Genomic DNA, 17,777 nt, shown 5'->3' on the forward strand with positions numbered 1-17,777 from the left:
GGCTGCTCCTGGGCGACCCAGTGGGTTCCCGAATCGAGCTCGAGCAGTTCGCCAGCGTCGAGGAAGCCCAAGCTCAGCCGCGTCACCTCCTCCATGAAGTAGACATCGTCGGGGGGAAGCACGATGAGAACTGGCAGGGTGATGCGGCCCGAGCCTTCGTAGGGCCATGCGCTGGCGCGCGGTGGGGCCGTCATCGAGTGCGCCGCGCCGTCCCACGCGGAACGCAGCAGATCGAACTCCGTCTCCGAGAAGGTGCCCGGCGCGGACGTCGCGCGCAGATTGCTCGTCAGCAGCCACCAGTTGGCGACGCGAGCCGAGTAGGCCGGGAGCCATGGGATCCGCATGAAGGTCCGGTGCCACGAGACCTCGTCGACCTCGCCCTCGAAGCGGCTGTAGGCGAGCGGGTGTGGCACCGAGACGACGGCATAGCTGCGTACGCGATCCGGATGCTCGAGCACTACGCGCCAGCCCACGCCGCCGCCCACGTCCTGCGCCGCCAGATGAACACTCTCCAGGCCGAGCGCATCGATCAAGCCGATCACGTCGCCGACGCGACGATCGAGCCGATAGGCCTCGGCATCCGCGGGCTTGTCCGAGCGGTTGTAGCCCCGTTGGTCCGGGACGATGACGCGAAAGCCCGCCTTCGCGAGGACGGCCATCGGCCCGCGCCAGGCGTACCAGAACTCCGGGAAGCCGTGCAGCAGGACGACGGGAGGTCCTTCAGCGGGTCCGGCGAACACGACGTGGAGGCTGACGTCTCCGACGTCGACCTGCTGTCTCTCGAGCTCGATCCCGAGCTCCGCGCGCGCCGCCTCGACCGCATCGCGCTCGGGCTGGTTCCCGGACACGTGGCCGAGAACGAGTACAGCCGCGAGAACGATGACCAGTACCGACGCGATTCGCATCGTCGCCATTCTGACAGAAGCCAGGCAGGGGTTGGGACGATGCCCACTTGGCCAATTGGCGAGATCACGAATGGCGGGGCGGACGGGACTCGAACCCGCAACTTCCGGCGTGACAGGCCGGTGCTCTAACCAATTGAACTACCGCCCCAGACCATCCTGTTCCCCGGGCCGGAATCCCAGCGCGGGCCCACGGAAGTAGCAAAAGACGGCCCCTCAAGACAGGGGCCCCGTGGAATTCCGGTTTCGGTACGGGCCTCTGGCGGCTTGAGCCCGCTGCCGGGCCGCCGCTCCGGCAGGTGCCGAGGGGCGACCCCGCTACCCGGGCAGGAAGCCCTGGACCCCCGAGACCTGCATCTGGGCCGCCTGGATCTGGAGCAGCAGGGTCATGTCGCCGATCACCCGGATCCGGCCATCCATCCAGGCCTCCATGGGGTGAAGCTGCCCCGCGACGATCTGATCGAGGTCGAGGTCGGTCATGCGCACCGTGGCGGTCGGCTCGTCCTCGATGTCGCCGGCCCCGAGCTGGACGTCGACGTGCCACTCACCGAGACCATCGGCGATCGCCACGCGCACGCGGCCCCGGATCTCGGAAAGCGCCTCGAGCATCTTCCCGGCCGACGCGGCACCCAGCACCGAGAGCTTCTCGGCATCGGCCGAGCCCGGCTCGAAGAGCACCGAGATCGCCTTGCCCACGTGGCTGCCGCGGCCTTCCCAGAGCGCGTCACGCCAGTCACCGACGGCCAGGATGAGCGTGTGAGCGGCCTCGAGCCGGGACCCGGCGTCGACCGACGCCTTGCCCGCGTCGAGCCGGAGCCGCCATTCGCCACCGCCCTCCCCTTCGAGTCGCAGGCCCAGGAGGGCGTTCAGCCCCTCGGTGCCGGCAGGCGGAGGCAACTCGGCGAAAGCCGGCGCCAGGTACTGCTCCAGGAACTCGGCGGGAGCGAGGGGTTTCGGCGGAAAGGTGGGCATGCGTCGGTTGGAATCCTGGCGGGCGCGAGTCTAACCGAGAGTGGCGCCCTCGCCGCCGAAGCGGATTATCCTCCCGCCGGAGCGAGAGGAGACCCGGATGGCCGACGACAACGCACTGGAAGAAGGCACCCAGCTCACCCTCGAATGGGAGAAGCTCGCGAAAGTCGGCCAGGGCAGCCACCCCGTCGTGCCCGTGGTACTGCAGCACGCCGAGACCGGGGAGGTGCTCTATGTCGCCTACGCCAACCGGGAGGCCCTCGCCGAGACGCTCAAGAAGCGCGAGGCCGTGCTGTGGAGCACCTCGCGCAACGAGATCTGGCACAAGGGTGCCACCTCGGGCGATGTCCTCGATCTCGAGGAGGTGCGGGTCAACTGTGAGCAGAACTCGCTCCTCTACCGAGTGATCCCACGGACCGGCGGCGCCTGCCACACGAAGAACGCCGCGGGCCAGGCGCGCACCACCTGCTACTACCGGCGCGTGATGAACGAGGACGCGATCGAGTTTCTCTAGGCGGCGCGCTGGCGGCGAGCCCACCCGAGGGCGATGCCGACCGCGACGAGCCCCAGCACGGGCGCATCGCCGAATCGCGCGTAGACGGTTTGCCCGTCGCGGGGCCACACGTCACTCACGACGAGCGCCTCGCGGAGCACGCCGGTCTCTTGGATGACACGGCCTGCCGGGTCGACGATCGCGCTGATCCCACTGTTGGTCGCGCGTACGAGCCAGCGCCGATGTTCGATCGCGCGCAGTCGCGCCAGCCCCAGGTGGAAGTGGGGCTCGGCGGTATCACCGAACCAGGCATCGTTTGCGAGGGTCACCAGCAGGTGCGGGTCGGTGGCGTTCACGAGCCGGCGCACGAAGTCCGGGCGGATCGCCTCGTAGCAGAGCGGGACCGCGAACCGCAGGTCACCGAGCCGAAGCGCCGTGAGCGCATCCCCGGCCCGGAAGCGCTGGGCGTGGGGAAACCAGCCTTCGGGCCACGGAACCACCCCGCCCGCGAGCGCGCGCTCCGCCACCGGGATCAGCAGATGCTTGTCGTAGACGTCGCGGATCGTGCCGTCCGCCGGGACGAGAAAGGCCGAGTTCGCCGTGACCCGTCGGCCGTCGACCTCGAAGAGCGACGTTCCACCGAAGAGCAGCGGCACCTCCAGACCGTCGCGCAGGATCTGAGCGTCGAGAGGAAGCGGGCGCCGCAGGGCGTGGGGGTAGGCGGTCTCGGGCCAAACCACGAGATCGACCGGTCCCACCGCAAGGACGGCGCGACTCAGCTCGACGTGGGCGCGATGCGCCCGAGCCCGCCGCGCGCGTTTCTCCCGCACGTCGAGATTCGCCTGAACGATGCCCACCCGTAGCGGCTCACCGGAGCCGCCGGACGCCTCGACCCCGCCCATCCTCCAAGCGCCGTAGGCGGACATCAGGAGCAGGAGTGCGCCAAGCGCCGCCACGCCGCGCGCCCGGCTCCACCCGCGTTCTGGAATCCAGAATGACGCGATGGCGGCGTTCGCCGCGAGCACCCACACGCTGAGCAGCAGCGGCCCGCCCAGGTCGGCGCTCTGGGCCCACAGCGGAAACCCGATCAGCGCACTGCCCGCCTGGGTCCCGAAGAACTGGGGCACGGACCATTCGATCGCGACCCAGGGCAGTGCCGCCGCCCACGAGGCGACGCCTCTCTGACGCAGCACCGCGAAGAGCCCGGCGGCCAGCGCATACGAAGCGGCGAACCACGCTCCGTTCGCGATCCACAGCGTCGCCCCCAGCGTGCGGTTGCCTTCGAGGAAGACTTCGAAGAGCTGCCCCAGCCAGGGCGTCCCGACGCCGTAGGCCGCGGCGCCGAAGGCGAAACCCAAGCCCACCGCGTCGCGCGTGCGCGCGCGCCGGAGCGCCCACCACAGGGGAACCCAGCAGACGAGAGCCAGGGGCCAGGCCCCGAGGCCCGGCTGAGAGGCCGCGAAGCCGGCACCCCCCGCGAGTGCGACCCCAATGCGGAGAGGGGTCCGCAGGGCGGTCAGGACTCGGGGTGCGCCGTCTGACACGCGGGCGTCCCGAGCCTCGCTCGGTCGCGCGCGGAGCGTCCCTTCCGGTCGACCAGAGTGGGGTCCGCGCCCAGTTCGAGCAGCACCCGGGCTGCAGCATCCGCGTTCTTGATGCAGGCGCCGATCAGCGGTGTCTCGTCGTGTCGCCCGCGCACATCGAGGTTCGCTCCGCGCCCGTGGAGAAAGCGGATCACCTCCGGGTGGTTCCACAACGCGGCGTAGTAGAGCGGCGTGCGCCCGAGGTCGTCGACACCGTCGACCTCCGCGCCGGCTTCGACGAGGTAGGTGACGAGATCCAGATCGCCGTGGCTCGCCGCGTAGGAGAGCGGCGTGCGCCCACTGACGTCGGCCTCGTCCACCCGGGCGCCGGCGCCCTGGAGCACCCGCGCGAGTTCGAGCGACTCGGCATCGCGCACGGCGAGCAGGAAGGCCGAGCGTTCGAGCTCGTCCTGGGTGTGGACGCTCACCCCGAGCTCCAAGGCGCGCTCCACAGTCGGACGATCGCCGGTACGTACCGCGTGCAAGAGCCGCTGCTCGCGCGTAAAGGGCTCGGGTTCCCGCACGTCGCCGATCCCCATCACGCGGTTCACGTTGCCGGGGCCCGGCACGGGAGCGTTCGGGTGCAGGTCTTCCTCGCTCCCCTGCCCCGCTCCGGGCAGGAGCAGGAGCGTGCCCCACACCACCCAACGCTTCGCGCTCGGCCTTCGCATTCCCGATCTTATGCCCACTTCGCCTCCGAAGACCAGCCGAGGGCACCCGCGAGCAAGGCGGAGCGCCCCGAGCGAAGCGGAGCGCCGGCACTCGAGCCGACGCTCCGCAGACGCTCTGACGGAAGCGTTGCCTCGACTATTCGCCGAGGATGGCGTCGTTGATCAACGGCGCCACGATCTGCATGCCCGGGTCTTCGTTGTTGTAGTTGTTCTGGGGCTCGACCCACCGGATCACGGACCCGTTGTCCACCCAGGCGTCGAAGAACTTGTCGAAGCCGTACTGGGCGACGCCGCCCGGGCACTTCCAGCTCTGGCTCCAGGGCCACTGCCAGAACTCCCACCACTTCTTCTTGCGAATCGTCGGGCACGAGTGGCTCCCGATGAACGTGATGATCGACGAGCAGTGGCTGTCGTTGATCGGCCGGTGCCACGGGATGTGGTAGCTGAAGTTCGGGTGATCGTTCATCTCGTCGATCAGGTTGTCCTGGTCTTCGCGCCACTTCGCCAGGATGGTCGCCTGGGTCTGGTTCGGGAAGAACCGCTCGTAGGAGAACCGCGAGAAGTTGAAGTCACTCGAGTAGCCCGTGTAGGCGAGCTGATCGTTCGGGAACTCGATGGCCACCATGTCCGTCGCGCTGCCGAAATCGTTCGTGTCGAAAGTCGCCGGCAGCTCGGCGAACACCGTGTCCAGGTCCCACGCCACGGCGATCGTGTCGTGGAGCTGGCGCGAGTTGAAGCTGGCGTTCGGCGCGGGGAAGAGCGGCCCCGAGTCGTTCAGCATCAGCCCCTCGCTCGGATCGAGCGTGGTCCGTGCCTCGTAGTAGGCCGCGGCCGTGGCCACGCCGCCCGCGCTGAACCCGGATACCAGCAGCTTGTCGATGTTCGGGAATACGCCAGCCAGGTGATTCACCGCCGCCCGGGTGTTGTTGAAACCGACGTGGCGGAAGGTGATCGGCGGGTTCTGCCCCGACGGATCCACGTAGGTCTGGACGTTGTTGCCCACGTGCACGTCACCCGTGCAGTACGGCATGAACACGACGTCCCATCCCTGGGTCGCGATCGGATCGATCGAGCGGAACGGCAGTCCGGGATCGGCGCCGTTCACGATCGGCGACACGAAGCGTGGCGCGAACTGGGTGATGTAGTCGTCCGGGATCCCGTTCGGGTTGGCCGCGCCCAGGATACCCAGCTCACCGCTGCAGGACGGGTAGTCCCAGCAGGCCCCGCCGCCCTCGAAGTACAGCAGGAGGTCGTCGGAGTTCGGGTTGTCGTACACGAAGAACTTGTACTGCGAGCCGTCACTGCAGAACGTTCCCGGCAACTCGACCCGCTGCCACGGATAGTCGTTGCCGCCATTGACGACGTCCTCGATTCCGATGCCCTGAGCGGCACCGCCCAGGCACAACAGCCACGCCGTCAAAACGATCGATCGGAAACCGATGCTTCGCATGCTCTCCCCCTCCGCGCGATGCAAGCACATCGCGCGATTCGTTCCGTTGCGGTCCTCGTTGGGTCCGCGCAGGCTGGGGTTCGAGCGTTCCACCTCGGGCCAACCCCGGCGCACGCGAACGGCCTCACCCTATCACCCAAAGCTGAACGTGATTCAGAAAACTGAGAGTCATCTTCCACGAAATCACGCCAGACGACCGATTTCGGTGACTCGTAGTCGCTCAATCTGAATCGAGTTCTGGTTTTGACAGGGTGCGTGACTCTGCGAAGGCGGCTTCGTCCGCCAGCCACTGGTCGCGTAACGCGGCGTGTCGTTCGCGCCGTTCCAACGCTTCGGACAGGCGACGCGGCAGCTCTTCCAGACGCGCCAGATGCAGCGTGCGCGCGAGCTCCAACAGGCCCTTGTCGCGCGGTGGCAACACGTCGCCGTATCGCTCGAGGGCGAGATCGGTGAACGCAACGTAGTCGCTCGAGATCCGGTTGCGTTCGCCATAGAACGCGCGGACTTCGGATTCGCTCGCGGTGTTCGACATCACCTTGCCGAGTTCTCGGTTCCAGCGCTCGCGCGTCGCTTCCCGCTCCGCCAGGACGCGCGCGTCATCGGTGGGAACCGCGAGCTCCCAGAACGCGTTGTCCGGGAGTTCCTGACGCAGATCCTCGAGGTCCACGCGAGCCCAGGCCCAGGCCGGATCGTCCGCCGGAAACCAGTCCGACCAGGCCGACGGCGCATCTTCGGGGGGAACCGGCAGCGGGTCCTCAGGAGTGCGCGCCTCGGCGGCGGCGACATCGGGGGCCGGCGCGGCGCTCTCGCGCGCAGCTGTGGGCTCCGGCCCAGGGCGGGGCGGATCGCTCCGGAAGAAGACGAACAGGCCAACGACCACGCCGAGGAGGCCCAAGCCCCAGATCCACGGGATGCCTCGACCTGCTGCGTCCTTCGGGTCCGACACGCGGCCACCATACACGACACACGCCCCGCCGCGGCCCCGATCGTCCCGGCTACACTTTCGACATGCCCTCTGCCCTCGCCCGCGAGCCCCGAGGCCGGCCCCGCCAAGCGCGTGCCCAGCAACGCATGGAGCGCATCCTCGATGCCGCGCGCGAGGAACTCGCGCTGCAGCCGCCCGAAGCGATCCGCGCCGACGCGATCGCCGAGCGAGCCGGCGTCCCGGTCGGATCGCTCTATCAGTACTTCGACGGCAAGAACGCCCTGCTGGCGGCGGTGGCCGAGATCATCATGGCCGAAGCCGATGCGGCGCTGGCACAGGTGCTGTCCTCGTGCCTCGAGGTTCCCTGGCGCGATGCGGTCGACCGCATGCTCGACGCCACCTTCGACCACTACCGCGACAGTCCACACTACCGCTCGCTCTTGCGTTCCCTGCGCAGTACGCCCGAGTTCAACGCGGTCGCCGAGGCGTCGAACCGACGCGTCGAAGAGCTTCTCGCCCTGCACCCCGGTTTCGCGCGCGCCGGCATCCCGCGCGACCAGGTGCGCGTGATCTGCCGCACCCTCGTCACTGCGAGTAACGCGCTGCAGGACCGTATGCTCTCCGAGCCCCGGGCCGAGTTCGAGATCTGGCGCGAAGAGGCCCGCCGGCTCGTGAAGGGCTACCTCTCGGTCTACCTCGGCTAGGCCCAGCACGCCTGGCGACCCTCCCGGAAGTCTCTACGGTTTTCGAGGCGAGAGACCGAAGCGAGTGGAACTCGAACCGCGCAACCGGTGACGCGCCGGACCCGCGGCCGGGCCGGAGAACCAGCGATGGGCGAAGCATCCGACGACGCGAACTGGCGACGCTGTAGTTCCTGCAAGCAGCCGATCGGCTTCGACGCCACCTACTGGACGTGCAGCGTCTCGACCTGCAACCGCAAGCGCACGGGGCTCGTCTTCTGCAAGGTGAGCTGCTGGGATGCCCACTTGCCGATCGCGCGACACCGCGAATCCTGGGCCGAGGAGCAAAAGGCCCCGAGCGCCGGGGAAGTCGCAGCGTCCCGGGACGACAGCGGCGCCAAGAAGACCGGCGGAAAACGCCGGCTCGTCCGACCTGCAACGACCGAAACCGCGAAGCCGGCCGCGAGCGACGAGGTGCTGGTCATCGCGAGCCGGCTGAAGGATTACGTGCGCGCCCAATCGGGCTACAACACGTCCGATCGCGTCCTCGGGCCACTCTCGGATCTCGTGCGCCGCACTGTCGACGAGGCGATCCGCAACGCCCAACGAGAGGGACGCCGGACCGTCCTCGATCGCGACCTCCCGAACTCCTAGCTTCGGCTTCGTCCCACCCGTAGAACCGTTTGGCCTGGGCGTCAACGCGAGAGAAGTTGGTAGGCGCGGACGGGATCGAACCGCCGACCCCCTCGGTGTAAACGAGGTGCTCTCCCAGCTGAGCTACGCGCCCCAAAGTTCGACTTCGCTCGCCTGCGGCTCACGGCGCGCCCACCGCGAGGTGGGCTTGCGCGGACCGTCTACGGAATCACGCAATCCCGGCCTGCCGTTCCGCCCGGCGCCTCCACCAGCGCCCGCTCGGGGCGGCGTCGCGCTGAACCGCTTCGACGATCGAGTCTCTCGATGTCAACTCGGCCGGTGAGGCCGAGGGCCCGGATCGGTTCTCCTAGTTCACCCCGGCCGGTGCGGGCACCTCGACGCTGCGGTCGCCGAGGACCACCTCGTGGATCTCGTCCACTTCGTGATCGCCGTCGTGGAGCAGCGCCTCGGGGTTGCTGATCGAGAGGGCCGCAGCGAGGACTTCGTCCATGTGCTCGACCGAGATGATCTCGAGACCGCGCTTGATGCTCGCCGGGATGTCGGCGAGGTCCTTCTCGTTCTCCTTCGGGATCAGCACTCGCTGAATGCCCCCGCGGAGCGCCGCGATCAGCTTCTCCTTGAGTCCGCCGATCGGGAAGACGCGGCCGCGGAGCGTGATCTCGCCAGTCATGGCGACGTTGGCTCGGACCGGCACCCGGGTCAGTGCCGAGGCGATCGCGGTGGCGATCGTGATCCCCGCGGACGGACCGTCCTTCGGCGTCGCGCCCTCGGGCACGTGGATGTGCACGTCGACCTTCGAGTAGAAGTCGCGGGTGAGGCCGAGCTGCTTCGCTCGGGTACGCACATAGGACATGGCGGCGTTCGCCGACTCCTGCATGACCTCGCCGAGTCGGCCGGTCACCTGCAGCTTGCCCTTCCCCGGCGTGACCGAGACCTCGGTCTGGAGCAGCTCACCGCCGACCTCGGTATACGCGAGGCCGGTGCAGAGGCCGACGCGGTCGGTGTCCTCGGCCTGGCCGAAGCGGTACTTCGCTACGCCCAGGAGCTTCTTCACCTTCGCCGGGGTGATCTTCGTCTGCTTTGCATCGTCGCCGGCGGTGACCACGTCACGCGCCACCTTGCGGCAGATCGAGGCGAGCTCGCGCTCGAGGCCGCGGACGCCGCTCTCTCGCGTGTAGTGCCGGATCACCTCGAGCACCGCCGCGTCGGTGAACACGATGTGCTCTTCCGAGAGGCCGTTCGCTTCGCGCTGCTTCGGCACCAGGTAGTCGTTGGCGATCGAGAGCTTCTCGCTCTCGATGTACCCGGGCAGCTGGATGATCTCCATGCGGTCCTGGAGGGGCCGCGGAATCTGGGAGAGCACGTTCGCCGTGCACACGAACATGATCCGCGAGAGATCGTAGTCGAGGTCCAGGTAGTGGTCGGCGAAGGTGTGGTTCTGCTCGGGGTCGAGCACCTCGAGGAGAGCCGCCGACGGGTCGCCCCGGAAGTCCATCGACATCTTGTCGACCTCGTCGAGCAGGAACACGGGGTTCCCTGACCCCGCCTTCTTCAGGCTCTGGAGGACCTTGCCGGGAAGCGCGCCGATGTAGGTGCGGCGATGGCCGCGAATCTCGGCCTCGTCGCGCACGCCGCCCAGGGAGACCCGAACGAAGTCGCGGCCCGTGGCACGCGCGATCGACTTGCCGAGCGAGGTCTTCCCGACGCCGGGCGGACCCACCAGACACAGGATCGGGCCCTTCATCTTCTCGACCAGGGCCTGCACCGCGAGGTACTCGAGGATGCGGTCCTTCGGCTTCTCGAGACCGAAGTGGTCCTCGTCGAGGACGCGCTTCGCGTCGGGCAGGTCGTGGCGCTCGTCCTTGTACTCCTGCCACGGCAGGGCCAGGATCCAGTCGACGTAGTTGCGCACGACGGTCGCCTCGGCGCTCATCGGCGACATCATCTTGAGCTTCTTGATTTCCTTCTCGGCGCGCGCGCGGGCCTCGTCGGGCATCTCCTTCGCGCGCAGCTGCTCCTCGAGCTCTTCCACCTCGTTCTTGAACTCGTCGCGCTCGCCCAGCTCCTTCTGGATCGCGCGCATCTGCTCGTTGAGGTAGTACTCCTTCTGCGAGCGCTCCATCTGCTTCTTCACGCGCCCGCGGATCTTGCGCTCGACCTCGAGCACCTCGATCTCCGCCTGCATGCGCGCGAAGACGTCTTCGAGGCGCTTCGCCGGGGCCAGCGTCTCGAGCAGCTCCTGCCGCTCTTCGAGCTTGAGGTTCAGGTGGGCGACGATCGTGTCGGCCAGCCGACCCGGATCGCTCACGGCCGTCACCGTATTCAGGGTCTCCGGCGGGACCTTCTTGTTGAGCTTGATGTAGTTCTCGAAGGTCGCGTGAACGGTCCGCACCAGCGCCTCGCCCTCGACGCTCGCGTTGTCGTCGTCGGGGAGCGCCTCGTACTCACAGCGGAAGAAGGGATCGTCGGTCACGAAGCGCTGGATGCGCGCCCGCGACTTCCCCTCGACCAGCACCTTCACGGTGCCGTCGGGCAGCCGGAGCAGCTGGATGATGGTGCTGAGCGTGCCGACCTCGTAGATGTCGCGCTCGTTGGGCTCGTCCTGAGCCGCCTCGCGCTGAGCGCAGAGCAGGAGCTCGCGGTCACCCTCCATGGCGTGTTCGAGCGCCTCGATCGACTTCTGCCGACCAACGAAGAGCGGCACCACCATGTGCGGGAACACCACGATGTCCCGCAGCGGGAGCATCGGGAGTCCGTCCCCCGTCGTCTCCACGGGCTGGTCCGCGTCGTCGTCTCGAAAGATTCCCATGGTCCTCTCTTCATCCGGGGGGCCGGATCGGGCGCTCAGGAGGCTTCGGCTTCCTGCTTCAGCACTAGCAAGGGTTTGGTGCCCTGCTCGATTACTTCCTCGTTGATGACGCACTCTTCGACGTCGTCGCGCGAGGGGATGTCGTACATCAGGTCCAGCATCACGCTCTCGAGAATGGAACGCAGACCGCGCGCGCCCGACTTCCGGGCAATGGCCTGGCGCGCCACCGAGCGCAGCGCGCCGTCGGTGAAGCGCAAGCGCACTTCCTCGAACTCGAAGAGCTTCTGGTACTGCTTCACCAGCGCGTTCTTCGGCTGGGTCAGGATGTCGACCAGCGCCGCTTCCTCGAGCTCTGTGAGGGTCGCCACGACGGGGAGCCGGCCCACGAACTCAGGAATCAGCCCGAACTTGAGCAGGTCTTCCGCCTGCACCTGGCGTAGCCATTCACCCTGGGTGCGCTTCACCTGGCCCGGGATGTCGGCCCCGAAGCCCATGCCCTTCACGCCGACGCGCCGCTCGATGATCGTCTCGAGATCGACGAAGGCGCCGCCACAGATGAACAGGATGTTCGAGGTGTCGATCTGCAGGAACTCCTGCTGCGGATGCTTGCGGCCGCCCTTCGGCGGCACGCTCGCCATCGTGCCCTCGATGATCTTCAGGAGCGCCTGCTGCACGCCTTCACCGGACACGTCGCGCGTAATCGACGGGTTCTCGCTCTTGCGCGCGATCTTGTCGATCTCGTCGATGTAGATGATGCCGCGCTGAGCCCGCTCGACGTCGTAGTTCGCCGCCTGGAGCAGGTTCAAGATGATGTTCTCGACGTCCTCTCCGACGTAGCCCGCTTCGGTGAGCGTGGTGGCGTCGGCGATGGTGAAAGGCACATCGAGGATGCGCGCCAGGGTCTGGGCCAACAGCGTCTTGCCCGAGCCCGTCGGGCCGAGCAGGAGGATGTTGGCCTTCTGCAGCTCTACGTCCCCGACGAAAGTCTGGCTCTCGATCCGCCGGTAGTGGTTGTGGACCGCGACAGCGAGGATCTTCTTCGCGCTGTCCTGGCCGATCACGTACTCGTCGAGTGAGTCCTTGATCTCGCGAGGCTTCGGAACGCGCGACGTCGTCGGCGCCGCCTCTTCCTGGCCGTATTCCTCGGCGATGATGTCGTTACAGAGCTCGATGCACTCGTCGCAGATGTACACCGTGGGCCCGGCGATCAGCTTCTTGACCTCGCGTTGGCTCTTTCCGCAGAAAGAACACGAGAGGTTGGCGTCGTCGTCCCGCTTCTTCATTCCTTGGCGCCTCCGCCCGATCCGTTGCCGTCTGCTGCTCCGCTGCCGTTCGTGGCCGTCACCTCGCGTTCCTTGACGACCTTGTCGATCAACCCGTAGGCGAGAGACTCCTCGCCCGACATATAGTAGTCGCGCTCCGTATCCGCGGCGATTTGCGCGACCGGCTTGCCGGTATGGGAAGCGAGGATCTCGTTCATCCGTTCGCGCAGCTTCAGGATCTCGCGCGCGTGGATGTCGATGTCCGTCGCCTGGCCCTGCACGCCGCCCATCGGCTGATGGATCATCACCCGCGAGTTCGGCAGCGCCATGCGCTTCCCCGGTGCACCCGAGGCGAGCAGCCACGCGGCCATCGACGCCGCCTGACCGAGGCAGATCGTCGAGACGGCGGGCCGCACGTAATTCATCGTGTCGTAGATCGCCAACCCGGCGGTCACCGAGCCGCCGGGGGAATTGATGTAGAGCGAGATGTCCTTCTCCGGGTCGTCGGCTTCCAGGAACAGCAGCTGGGCGATGACCAGGTTCGAGATGTCGTCGTCGATGGCCTGTCCGAGAAACACGATCCGGTCGCGCAGGAGGCGCGAGTAGATGTCGAACGAACGCTCACCTCGCGCGCTCTGCTCGATCACCATCGGAATCAACGCCATGCTCGTCTTCGCTCCCTTTCTACGCTGCGTTTGCTGGGTTGGATCTGCGCCTGCGCTCGAAGGCCACGGCGCTTGGTCAGGGGCTGCCCCCGGATTGCGGGTCGCGGCACGCTCACCAGGAGCGCCACTCCCCCCCGTGCATCGGTCCTCTAGCCTCTCGAAGGTACCCCGCGAGGAAGACCGGACCACCCGGCTTGCGCACCCCCCCGGGAGGGAAGCGCGCCCTGCTTCGCGAAGCGCTCGGCTCTCTACCTTAGTTGCCCGCCAGCCGGGTTTTCGTCCTCACTCGCTGCCGAAATCACGCGAACTCGGACCGAAACCGAGGTCTCGCTCCGGGTTTTCTGCGCTTCGCACGCAACGCGCCCGCAGCCGCGACCCAGGTCTGGGATCGTCTCCGCTCCGGGACGCCGCGCGCCCGTGGCCCCATGCTTCGCTCGATTCGCTCGTCGCTCTGCTTTCACCACCGCACCGAGACGCCAGGGGGCTGATGACGCGCTGACTCGATGACGGTGCTGGCTGGGCCGGAGGAGGCCCGCGCCAGCTGGGATCCGCTCGAAAACCGGGGGAAGGGCCGTTTCGCGACGCGGTCGCGAGTGGCAGCCGATCTCCTAAGTATCCGAGACTTCTTCGACTTTAGCCGTGGCGGCCAGGAAATCAAGCGCCAGGTCACGGCGCAGATCCTCGCGCACCGAGGCATCGAGGAAATCGGCGCCGAACTGCTCGGCCATCTGTTCAGGGGAGGCGCCCTGTGAGGCCGCAAGCTGCTCGATTTGCTCGGCCACGGCGGCGTCGTCCACACTGAGGTCCTGATCCTCGGCGACCGCGTCGAGGAGCCACCGCTCGCGCACCTCGGTCTCGGCCGAAGGGCGCCATTCTTCACGCCAGCGGTCGATCTGGGCGCGCAGGGCCTCGTCGGGAACGCCCCCCTGCAGCTGCTGCACGGCCATGCGGAGCCGGCGGTCGAGCTGACCGTCGACGACGCCCGGGGGCACGTCGAAGCTGGCGCGCTCCACGAGCGACTCGACCACCGAGCGACGCAGTGCCTGGTTCGCCTGCTGATCCCGGCTCTCGGTGAGGTCCTGATGGATCTGGTCCCGCAGCGCGCCGAGCGTGTCGAACTCGCCCAGGTCCTTGGCGAACTCGTCGTCGAGAGCGGGCAGCTCCTTGCGCTTCACCGCCGCCACGTGCACCTGGAACTGGGCGTCCTTCCCCGCCAGCTCGGGCGCGCCGTACTCGTCGGGGAACTTCACGTTCACCTCGCGGTCGGCGCCGCTCACGGCTCCCACCAGCTGCTCTTCGAAGCCCGGGATGAAGCGGCCCGAACCGAGTTCGAGCTCGACGTCGCGTCCCGTGCCGCCTTCGAAGGCCTCGCCATCGATGCGTCCGACGAAGTCGACCGTCAGGAAGTGGCCGTTCTCGGCCTCGGTTCCCTCGGCCTCCTCGACCATCGCGGCGTTGCGTTCGCGGAGCTGCTCCAGCTCCTTCTCGACCTCGTCGTCGCCGACGAGAACGACCGGCCGCTTCCCCGGCAGCCCCTCGAGCTCGGGGAGTTCGATCGGCGGTCGGACCTCGACGAGCGCCACGTAGGTGAACGGCGCCCCCGACGTCGGCGGCTTCGCGTCCACGCTGGGCGTGGACACGGGCTCCAGGCCGGCCTCGGTCAGGGCGTCCGAGAGGGTTTCGTTGACGAGCGTCCGCTCGATGTCCTCGCCGAGCGCGCCCTCGTACATCCGCTCGAGCACCTTGCGCGGCACCTTCCCGGGCCGGAAACCCTTCACGCGCGCGGTCTTCGAGAGATCCTTGTAGGCGCGATCGAAGGCCTTCCGCACACGCTGCTCGGGCACGGTCACCTCGAGTCGCTGGAGGGTCGGGCTCTCTTCGCTGGCGACGACGTCGATCTTCTTGGCTTGGGCGGTCATGCAATCGGCCTCGAACCGCGCGGGCGGTCGTTCGGGTGGATCTGGGAGAGTGCGCGGGGGGACTGGGACGGTGCGCGGGGGCAGTGGCGCCAGAGCGGGAGTGGGTCGGCGGCAGAACCGGCGGCTCGCCCGTGCCCGACCCCGCTGCGGTGCCGGGGACAGGATTCGAACCTGCACGCCCTTTCGGACGGTGGCTTCTAAGGCCACCGCGTCTACCGATTCCGCCACCCCGGCGCGAAGTGCGAAGATGGCGCCCTGGGCGGGCCACGGCAAGCGGCTGGACCGTGCCAGAGCCGGCCCGGGCGGAACCGACGCGCGGCTCGCGCATCCCAGGAGCCGAGGAGAATCCCGATGCACCCTGCCCGTCCGAGCCCCGGCTCGACCCTTTCCCGGCCCTGGCTCGCGCTCCTGGGCGCCGCGCTGGCCGGCCTGGCCGCCTCCAGCCTGCTCGGGGCGGCTCCCGCCGATGCCGGCGACGCCCCGCGTGAACTCGGGCGCGTCGACTGGAACCGCGACTTCGAAGCCGGGATCGCCCAGGCCCAGCAGACCGAACGCCCGGTCTTCCTGTTGTTCCAGGAAGTCCCAGGCTGCTCCACCTGCGTGAACTTCGGCGAGGGGGCCCTCTCCCACGCGCTGATGGTGGAGGCGATCGAAACGGCCTTCGTGCCGGTGGCCGTCTTCAACAACAAGGGAGGCGAGGACGCGGCCGTGCTGCGTCGCTACCGCGAGCCCTCCTGGAACAACCCGGTCGTGCGCTTCGTGGATGCGAGCGGAGCCGACCTGATCCCGCGGCGTGACGGCGTCTATCACACGAGCAAGCTCGCGCCCCGCATGCGCGCTGCACTGGCCGCGGCGAACCGTCCCGTGCCGGCCTACCTCGATTGGCTGATCGAGGAACACGAACTGGCTCCCACCGCACAGGCGACCTTCGTGACCCACTGTTTCTGGGAAGGCGAAGTCTGCTTCGGCAGCGATCCGGCCGTGCGCAAGACGCGTGCGAGCTGGCACCAGGGACGGGAGGTCGTCGAGGTCTGGTTCGATCCCGCGCAGACGACGTACGAAGCGCTCGTCGAGCGGGCGAAGGCACGCGGTTGCGCCGACGCGGTCGTCAGCCTCGACGCCAGCCAGGAGCGGATCGCGCGTGGCATCTTTGGCAACGACGTGCTGGCGGCGCGCGGGCGCCCGAGAAAGGCGCCCGAGAAGGACCAGAAGCGCCACCTCCGCGCGTCGAAGCTGCGCGGGCTGGAACTCACCGCGTTGCAGGCGACCCGCGTCAACGCGGCGCTGGCCGACCGCCAGGACCCGAGGCCCTGGTTGTCCCCCCGCCAGCGCGCCCAGGTGGGGCTCTAGCGCACCCGGTGCGCGGCATGCGCCGGGTTGCCGCGTTCGGTGCGATCTGCACCTTCGCGCTGGGTGTGGGCGCTGGGGTTCGCGCGAACGCGACGACCGCGCCGGAGCAAGCGGCCGAGACTCCGCTCTTCTTCACCCTGCTCAAACCCTCCCCCGGTCTCGCGTGGAAGACGCTCCGGGAGATCGATGCGGGTTGGCAGCCGCACTACCCGCCCATGCTGATCGAAGTCGCGCGCTTCAGCCCCCATCGCAAGCGGATCTTGAAGCTGCTGGAGCAGCGGGCCGACGCCGAGCGCGAGGACGGCGAAGACGCCGCGTTCGAGAACGCCGACGCCATCGCATTCGAGGACGCGGAAGACGCGTTTCGCTGGGTGTGGTCCCGGCCCGAGGCGCGGCACCCGGGCTATGCGGCGTTCAAGAGCGCCCTGTACACCGCGATCGATCCGCGCTTCGGCGGCTACTTCGACGACGCGCACGAGACCGCGCGAATCCGTCTCGACGAGGTCCGTTGGGGCGGCGTCAAGCGGGATGGCATCGTGCCCCTGGTGAATCCACCGCTGCTCCGGGTGGAGCAGGCGGGCTACCTCGATGACGGCGACGTCGTCTTCGCGGCGGTGGTGGCCGGGGAAGCCCGCGCCTACCCGAAACGCGTGCTCGGCTGGCACGAGCTCGTGCGCGATCGCATCGGGGACGTCGACGTCACCGGCGTCTACTGCACGCTGTGCGGGAGCATGGTCCTCTACCGATCGCCGAGCGGCGAACCGCACCCCGAGCTGGGAACCAGCGGGTTTCTGTACCGCTCGAACAAGCTCATGGTGGATGCGGCGACGGACTCGCTCTGGTCGACCCTGCGCGGCGAACCGGTCATCGGTCCGCTGGCTGGAAGCGGAGTTCGCCTCGAGCCCCTGCCCGTGGTGACGACGACCTGGGGCGCCTGGCACCGAGCGCACCCGGAGACCCGCGTCCTCTCCCATCGCACGCGGCAACGCCACGACTATTCGGAAGGCGCCGCCTACCGCGAGTACTTCGCGACCGACGAGCTGATGTTTGCGGTTCCCGCGTCAGACCCGCGCCTGGCGAACAAGGACGAAGTCCTGGCGCTTCGCTTCGGCACGGGGCCACCCACCGCGTTGGCCGTCGAGATGCTGCGGCAGCGGCCCGTCTACGCGGGCCAACACGGGGGCGTCGACTTCGTGGTGGTGACCGACGCAGCCGGTGCCCACCGCGTGTACGCCGCACCGCCTTCACCACTCACGAACCGCGACGGAGATGCGTGGCTCGGCGCCGACGGGCAGCGTTGGCAAGCGCACGAACATGCCCTCATCGGGAGTGAGGGCACGGAGCTCACGCGCCTGCCCGCGCACCGCGCCTTCTGGTTCGGCTGGCGCGCCGCCCACCCCGACACCCGACTGGTCAAAGCCCCCTGACTCCCCGATTCCCGCGCC

Annotated in this window: 15 protein-coding genes and 3 tRNA genes; 5 read left to right on the top strand and 13 right to left on the bottom strand. The window is 68.3% G+C overall.

Annotated features, from left to right (window positions below; genetic code table 11):
* The 3 genes from AAF430_15325 to AAF430_15335 all read right to left on the bottom strand — a co-directional run.
* A partial coding sequence (locus AAF430_15325) for an alpha/beta hydrolase (protein ID MEM7411603.1) occupies nt 1–905 on the bottom strand: 905 nt, incomplete at its 3' end.
* Between the two features lie 71 nt (nt 906–976).
* Nucleotides 977–1,053: transfer RNA gene (locus AAF430_15330), tRNA-Asp, on the bottom strand.
* Between the two features lie 167 nt (nt 1,054–1,220).
* Nucleotides 1,221–1,874: an SCP2 sterol-binding domain-containing protein gene (locus AAF430_15335; protein MEM7411604.1), complete on the bottom strand. Its 654-nt coding sequence runs from the start codon at nt 1,872–1,874 to the stop codon at nt 1,221–1,223.
* A gap of 97 nt (nt 1,875–1,971) precedes the next feature.
* Between AAF430_15335 and AAF430_15340 the strand changes: the two genes are divergently transcribed.
* Nucleotides 1,972–2,385, top strand: coding sequence for a phosphoribosyl-AMP cyclohydrolase (locus tag AAF430_15340; GenBank protein ID MEM7411605.1), 414 nt, complete (start codon nt 1,972–1,974; stop codon nt 2,383–2,385).
* On the opposite strand, the gene lnt is transcribed toward AAF430_15340, so the two are convergent.
* The 4 genes from lnt to AAF430_15360 form a co-directional block, all read right to left on the bottom strand.
* On the bottom strand, nt 2,382–3,908 hold the full coding sequence (lnt, locus tag AAF430_15345; GenBank protein ID MEM7411606.1) for an apolipoprotein N-acyltransferase: 1,527 nt from the start codon (nt 3,906–3,908) through the stop codon (nt 2,382–2,384). The two genes, AAF430_15340 and lnt, sit on opposite strands and share 4 nt — an antisense overlap.
* Nucleotides 3,881–4,618, bottom strand: coding sequence for an ankyrin repeat domain-containing protein (locus AAF430_15350; protein MEM7411607.1), 738 nt, complete (start codon nt 4,616–4,618; stop codon nt 3,881–3,883). Before AAF430_15350 ends, lnt begins: the two co-directional genes overlap by 28 nt.
* A 136-nt stretch (nt 4,619–4,754) precedes the next feature.
* Nucleotides 4,755–6,068 (bottom strand): hypothetical protein, encoded by a 1,314-nt coding sequence (locus AAF430_15355; protein ID MEM7411608.1) that lies wholly within the window; start codon nt 6,066–6,068, stop codon nt 4,755–4,757.
* A 220-nt stretch (nt 6,069–6,288) separates the two neighbouring features.
* On the bottom strand, nt 6,289–7,014 hold the full coding sequence (locus AAF430_15360) for a hypothetical protein (protein ID MEM7411609.1): 726 nt from the start codon (nt 7,012–7,014) through the stop codon (nt 6,289–6,291).
* 62 nt (nt 7,015–7,076) lie between these two features.
* Here AAF430_15360 and AAF430_15365 point away from each other — a divergent pair, with 62 nt between their 5' ends.
* A complete protein-coding gene (locus AAF430_15365; protein ID MEM7411610.1) occupies nt 7,077–7,697 on the top strand; it encodes a TetR/AcrR family transcriptional regulator in 621 nt (206 codons plus the stop codon).
* 126 nt (nt 7,698–7,823) lie between these two features.
* Nucleotides 7,824–8,327, top strand: a complete 504-nt coding sequence (locus AAF430_15370; protein MEM7411611.1) for a hypothetical protein — start codon at nt 7,824–7,826, stop codon at nt 8,325–8,327.
* A 57-nt stretch (nt 8,328–8,384) separates the two neighbouring features.
* Here the strand turns inward: AAF430_15370 and AAF430_15375 are convergent.
* From AAF430_15375 to AAF430_15400, 6 genes are all read right to left on the bottom strand, one after another.
* A tRNA-Val gene (locus AAF430_15375) sits at nt 8,385–8,460 on the bottom strand.
* 213 nt (nt 8,461–8,673) lie between these two features.
* Nucleotides 8,674–11,136 (bottom strand): endopeptidase La, encoded by a 2,463-nt coding sequence (lon, locus tag AAF430_15380; GenBank protein ID MEM7411612.1) that lies wholly within the window; start codon nt 11,134–11,136, stop codon nt 8,674–8,676.
* 35 nt (nt 11,137–11,171) lie between these two features.
* The gene (clpX, locus tag AAF430_15385; GenBank protein ID MEM7411613.1) at nt 11,172–12,419 is read right to left on the bottom strand and encodes an ATP-dependent Clp protease ATP-binding subunit ClpX; all 1,248 of its coding nucleotides are present in this window, start codon (nt 12,417–12,419) and stop codon (nt 11,172–11,174) included.
* A complete protein-coding gene (gene clpP / locus AAF430_15390) occupies nt 12,416–13,063 on the bottom strand; it encodes an ATP-dependent Clp endopeptidase proteolytic subunit ClpP (GenBank protein MEM7411614.1) in 648 nt (215 codons plus the stop codon). The genes clpX and clpP overlap by 4 nt, the downstream gene beginning before the upstream one ends.
* A gap of 608 nt (nt 13,064–13,671) precedes the next feature.
* On the bottom strand, nt 13,672–14,982 hold the full coding sequence (tig, locus tag AAF430_15395; GenBank protein MEM7411615.1) for a trigger factor: 1,311 nt from the start codon (nt 14,980–14,982) through the stop codon (nt 13,672–13,674).
* A gap of 150 nt (nt 14,983–15,132) precedes the next feature.
* Nucleotides 15,133–15,216, bottom strand: a tRNA-Leu gene (locus tag AAF430_15400).
* A 117-nt stretch (nt 15,217–15,333) separates the two neighbouring features.
* Here AAF430_15400 and AAF430_15405 point away from each other — a divergent pair.
* Both AAF430_15405 and AAF430_15410 read left to right on the top strand, forming a co-directional pair.
* Entirely contained in the window at nt 15,334–16,332 is a 999-nt protein-coding gene (locus AAF430_15405) for a VPGUxxT family thioredoxin-like (seleno)protein, type 2 (protein MEM7411616.1), read from the top strand.
* A gap of 17 nt (nt 16,333–16,349) precedes the next feature.
* On the top strand, nt 16,350–17,759 hold the full coding sequence (locus AAF430_15410) for a DUF3179 domain-containing (seleno)protein (protein MEM7411617.1): 1,410 nt from the start codon (nt 16,350–16,352) through the stop codon (nt 17,757–17,759).
* The last annotated feature ends 18 nt before the right edge of the window (nt 17,760–17,777 follow it).

The sequence above is a fragment of the Myxococcota bacterium genome (genome assembly GCA_039030075.1).
GTDB lineage: Bacteria > Myxococcota_A > UBA9160 > UBA9160 > SMWR01 > JAHEJV01.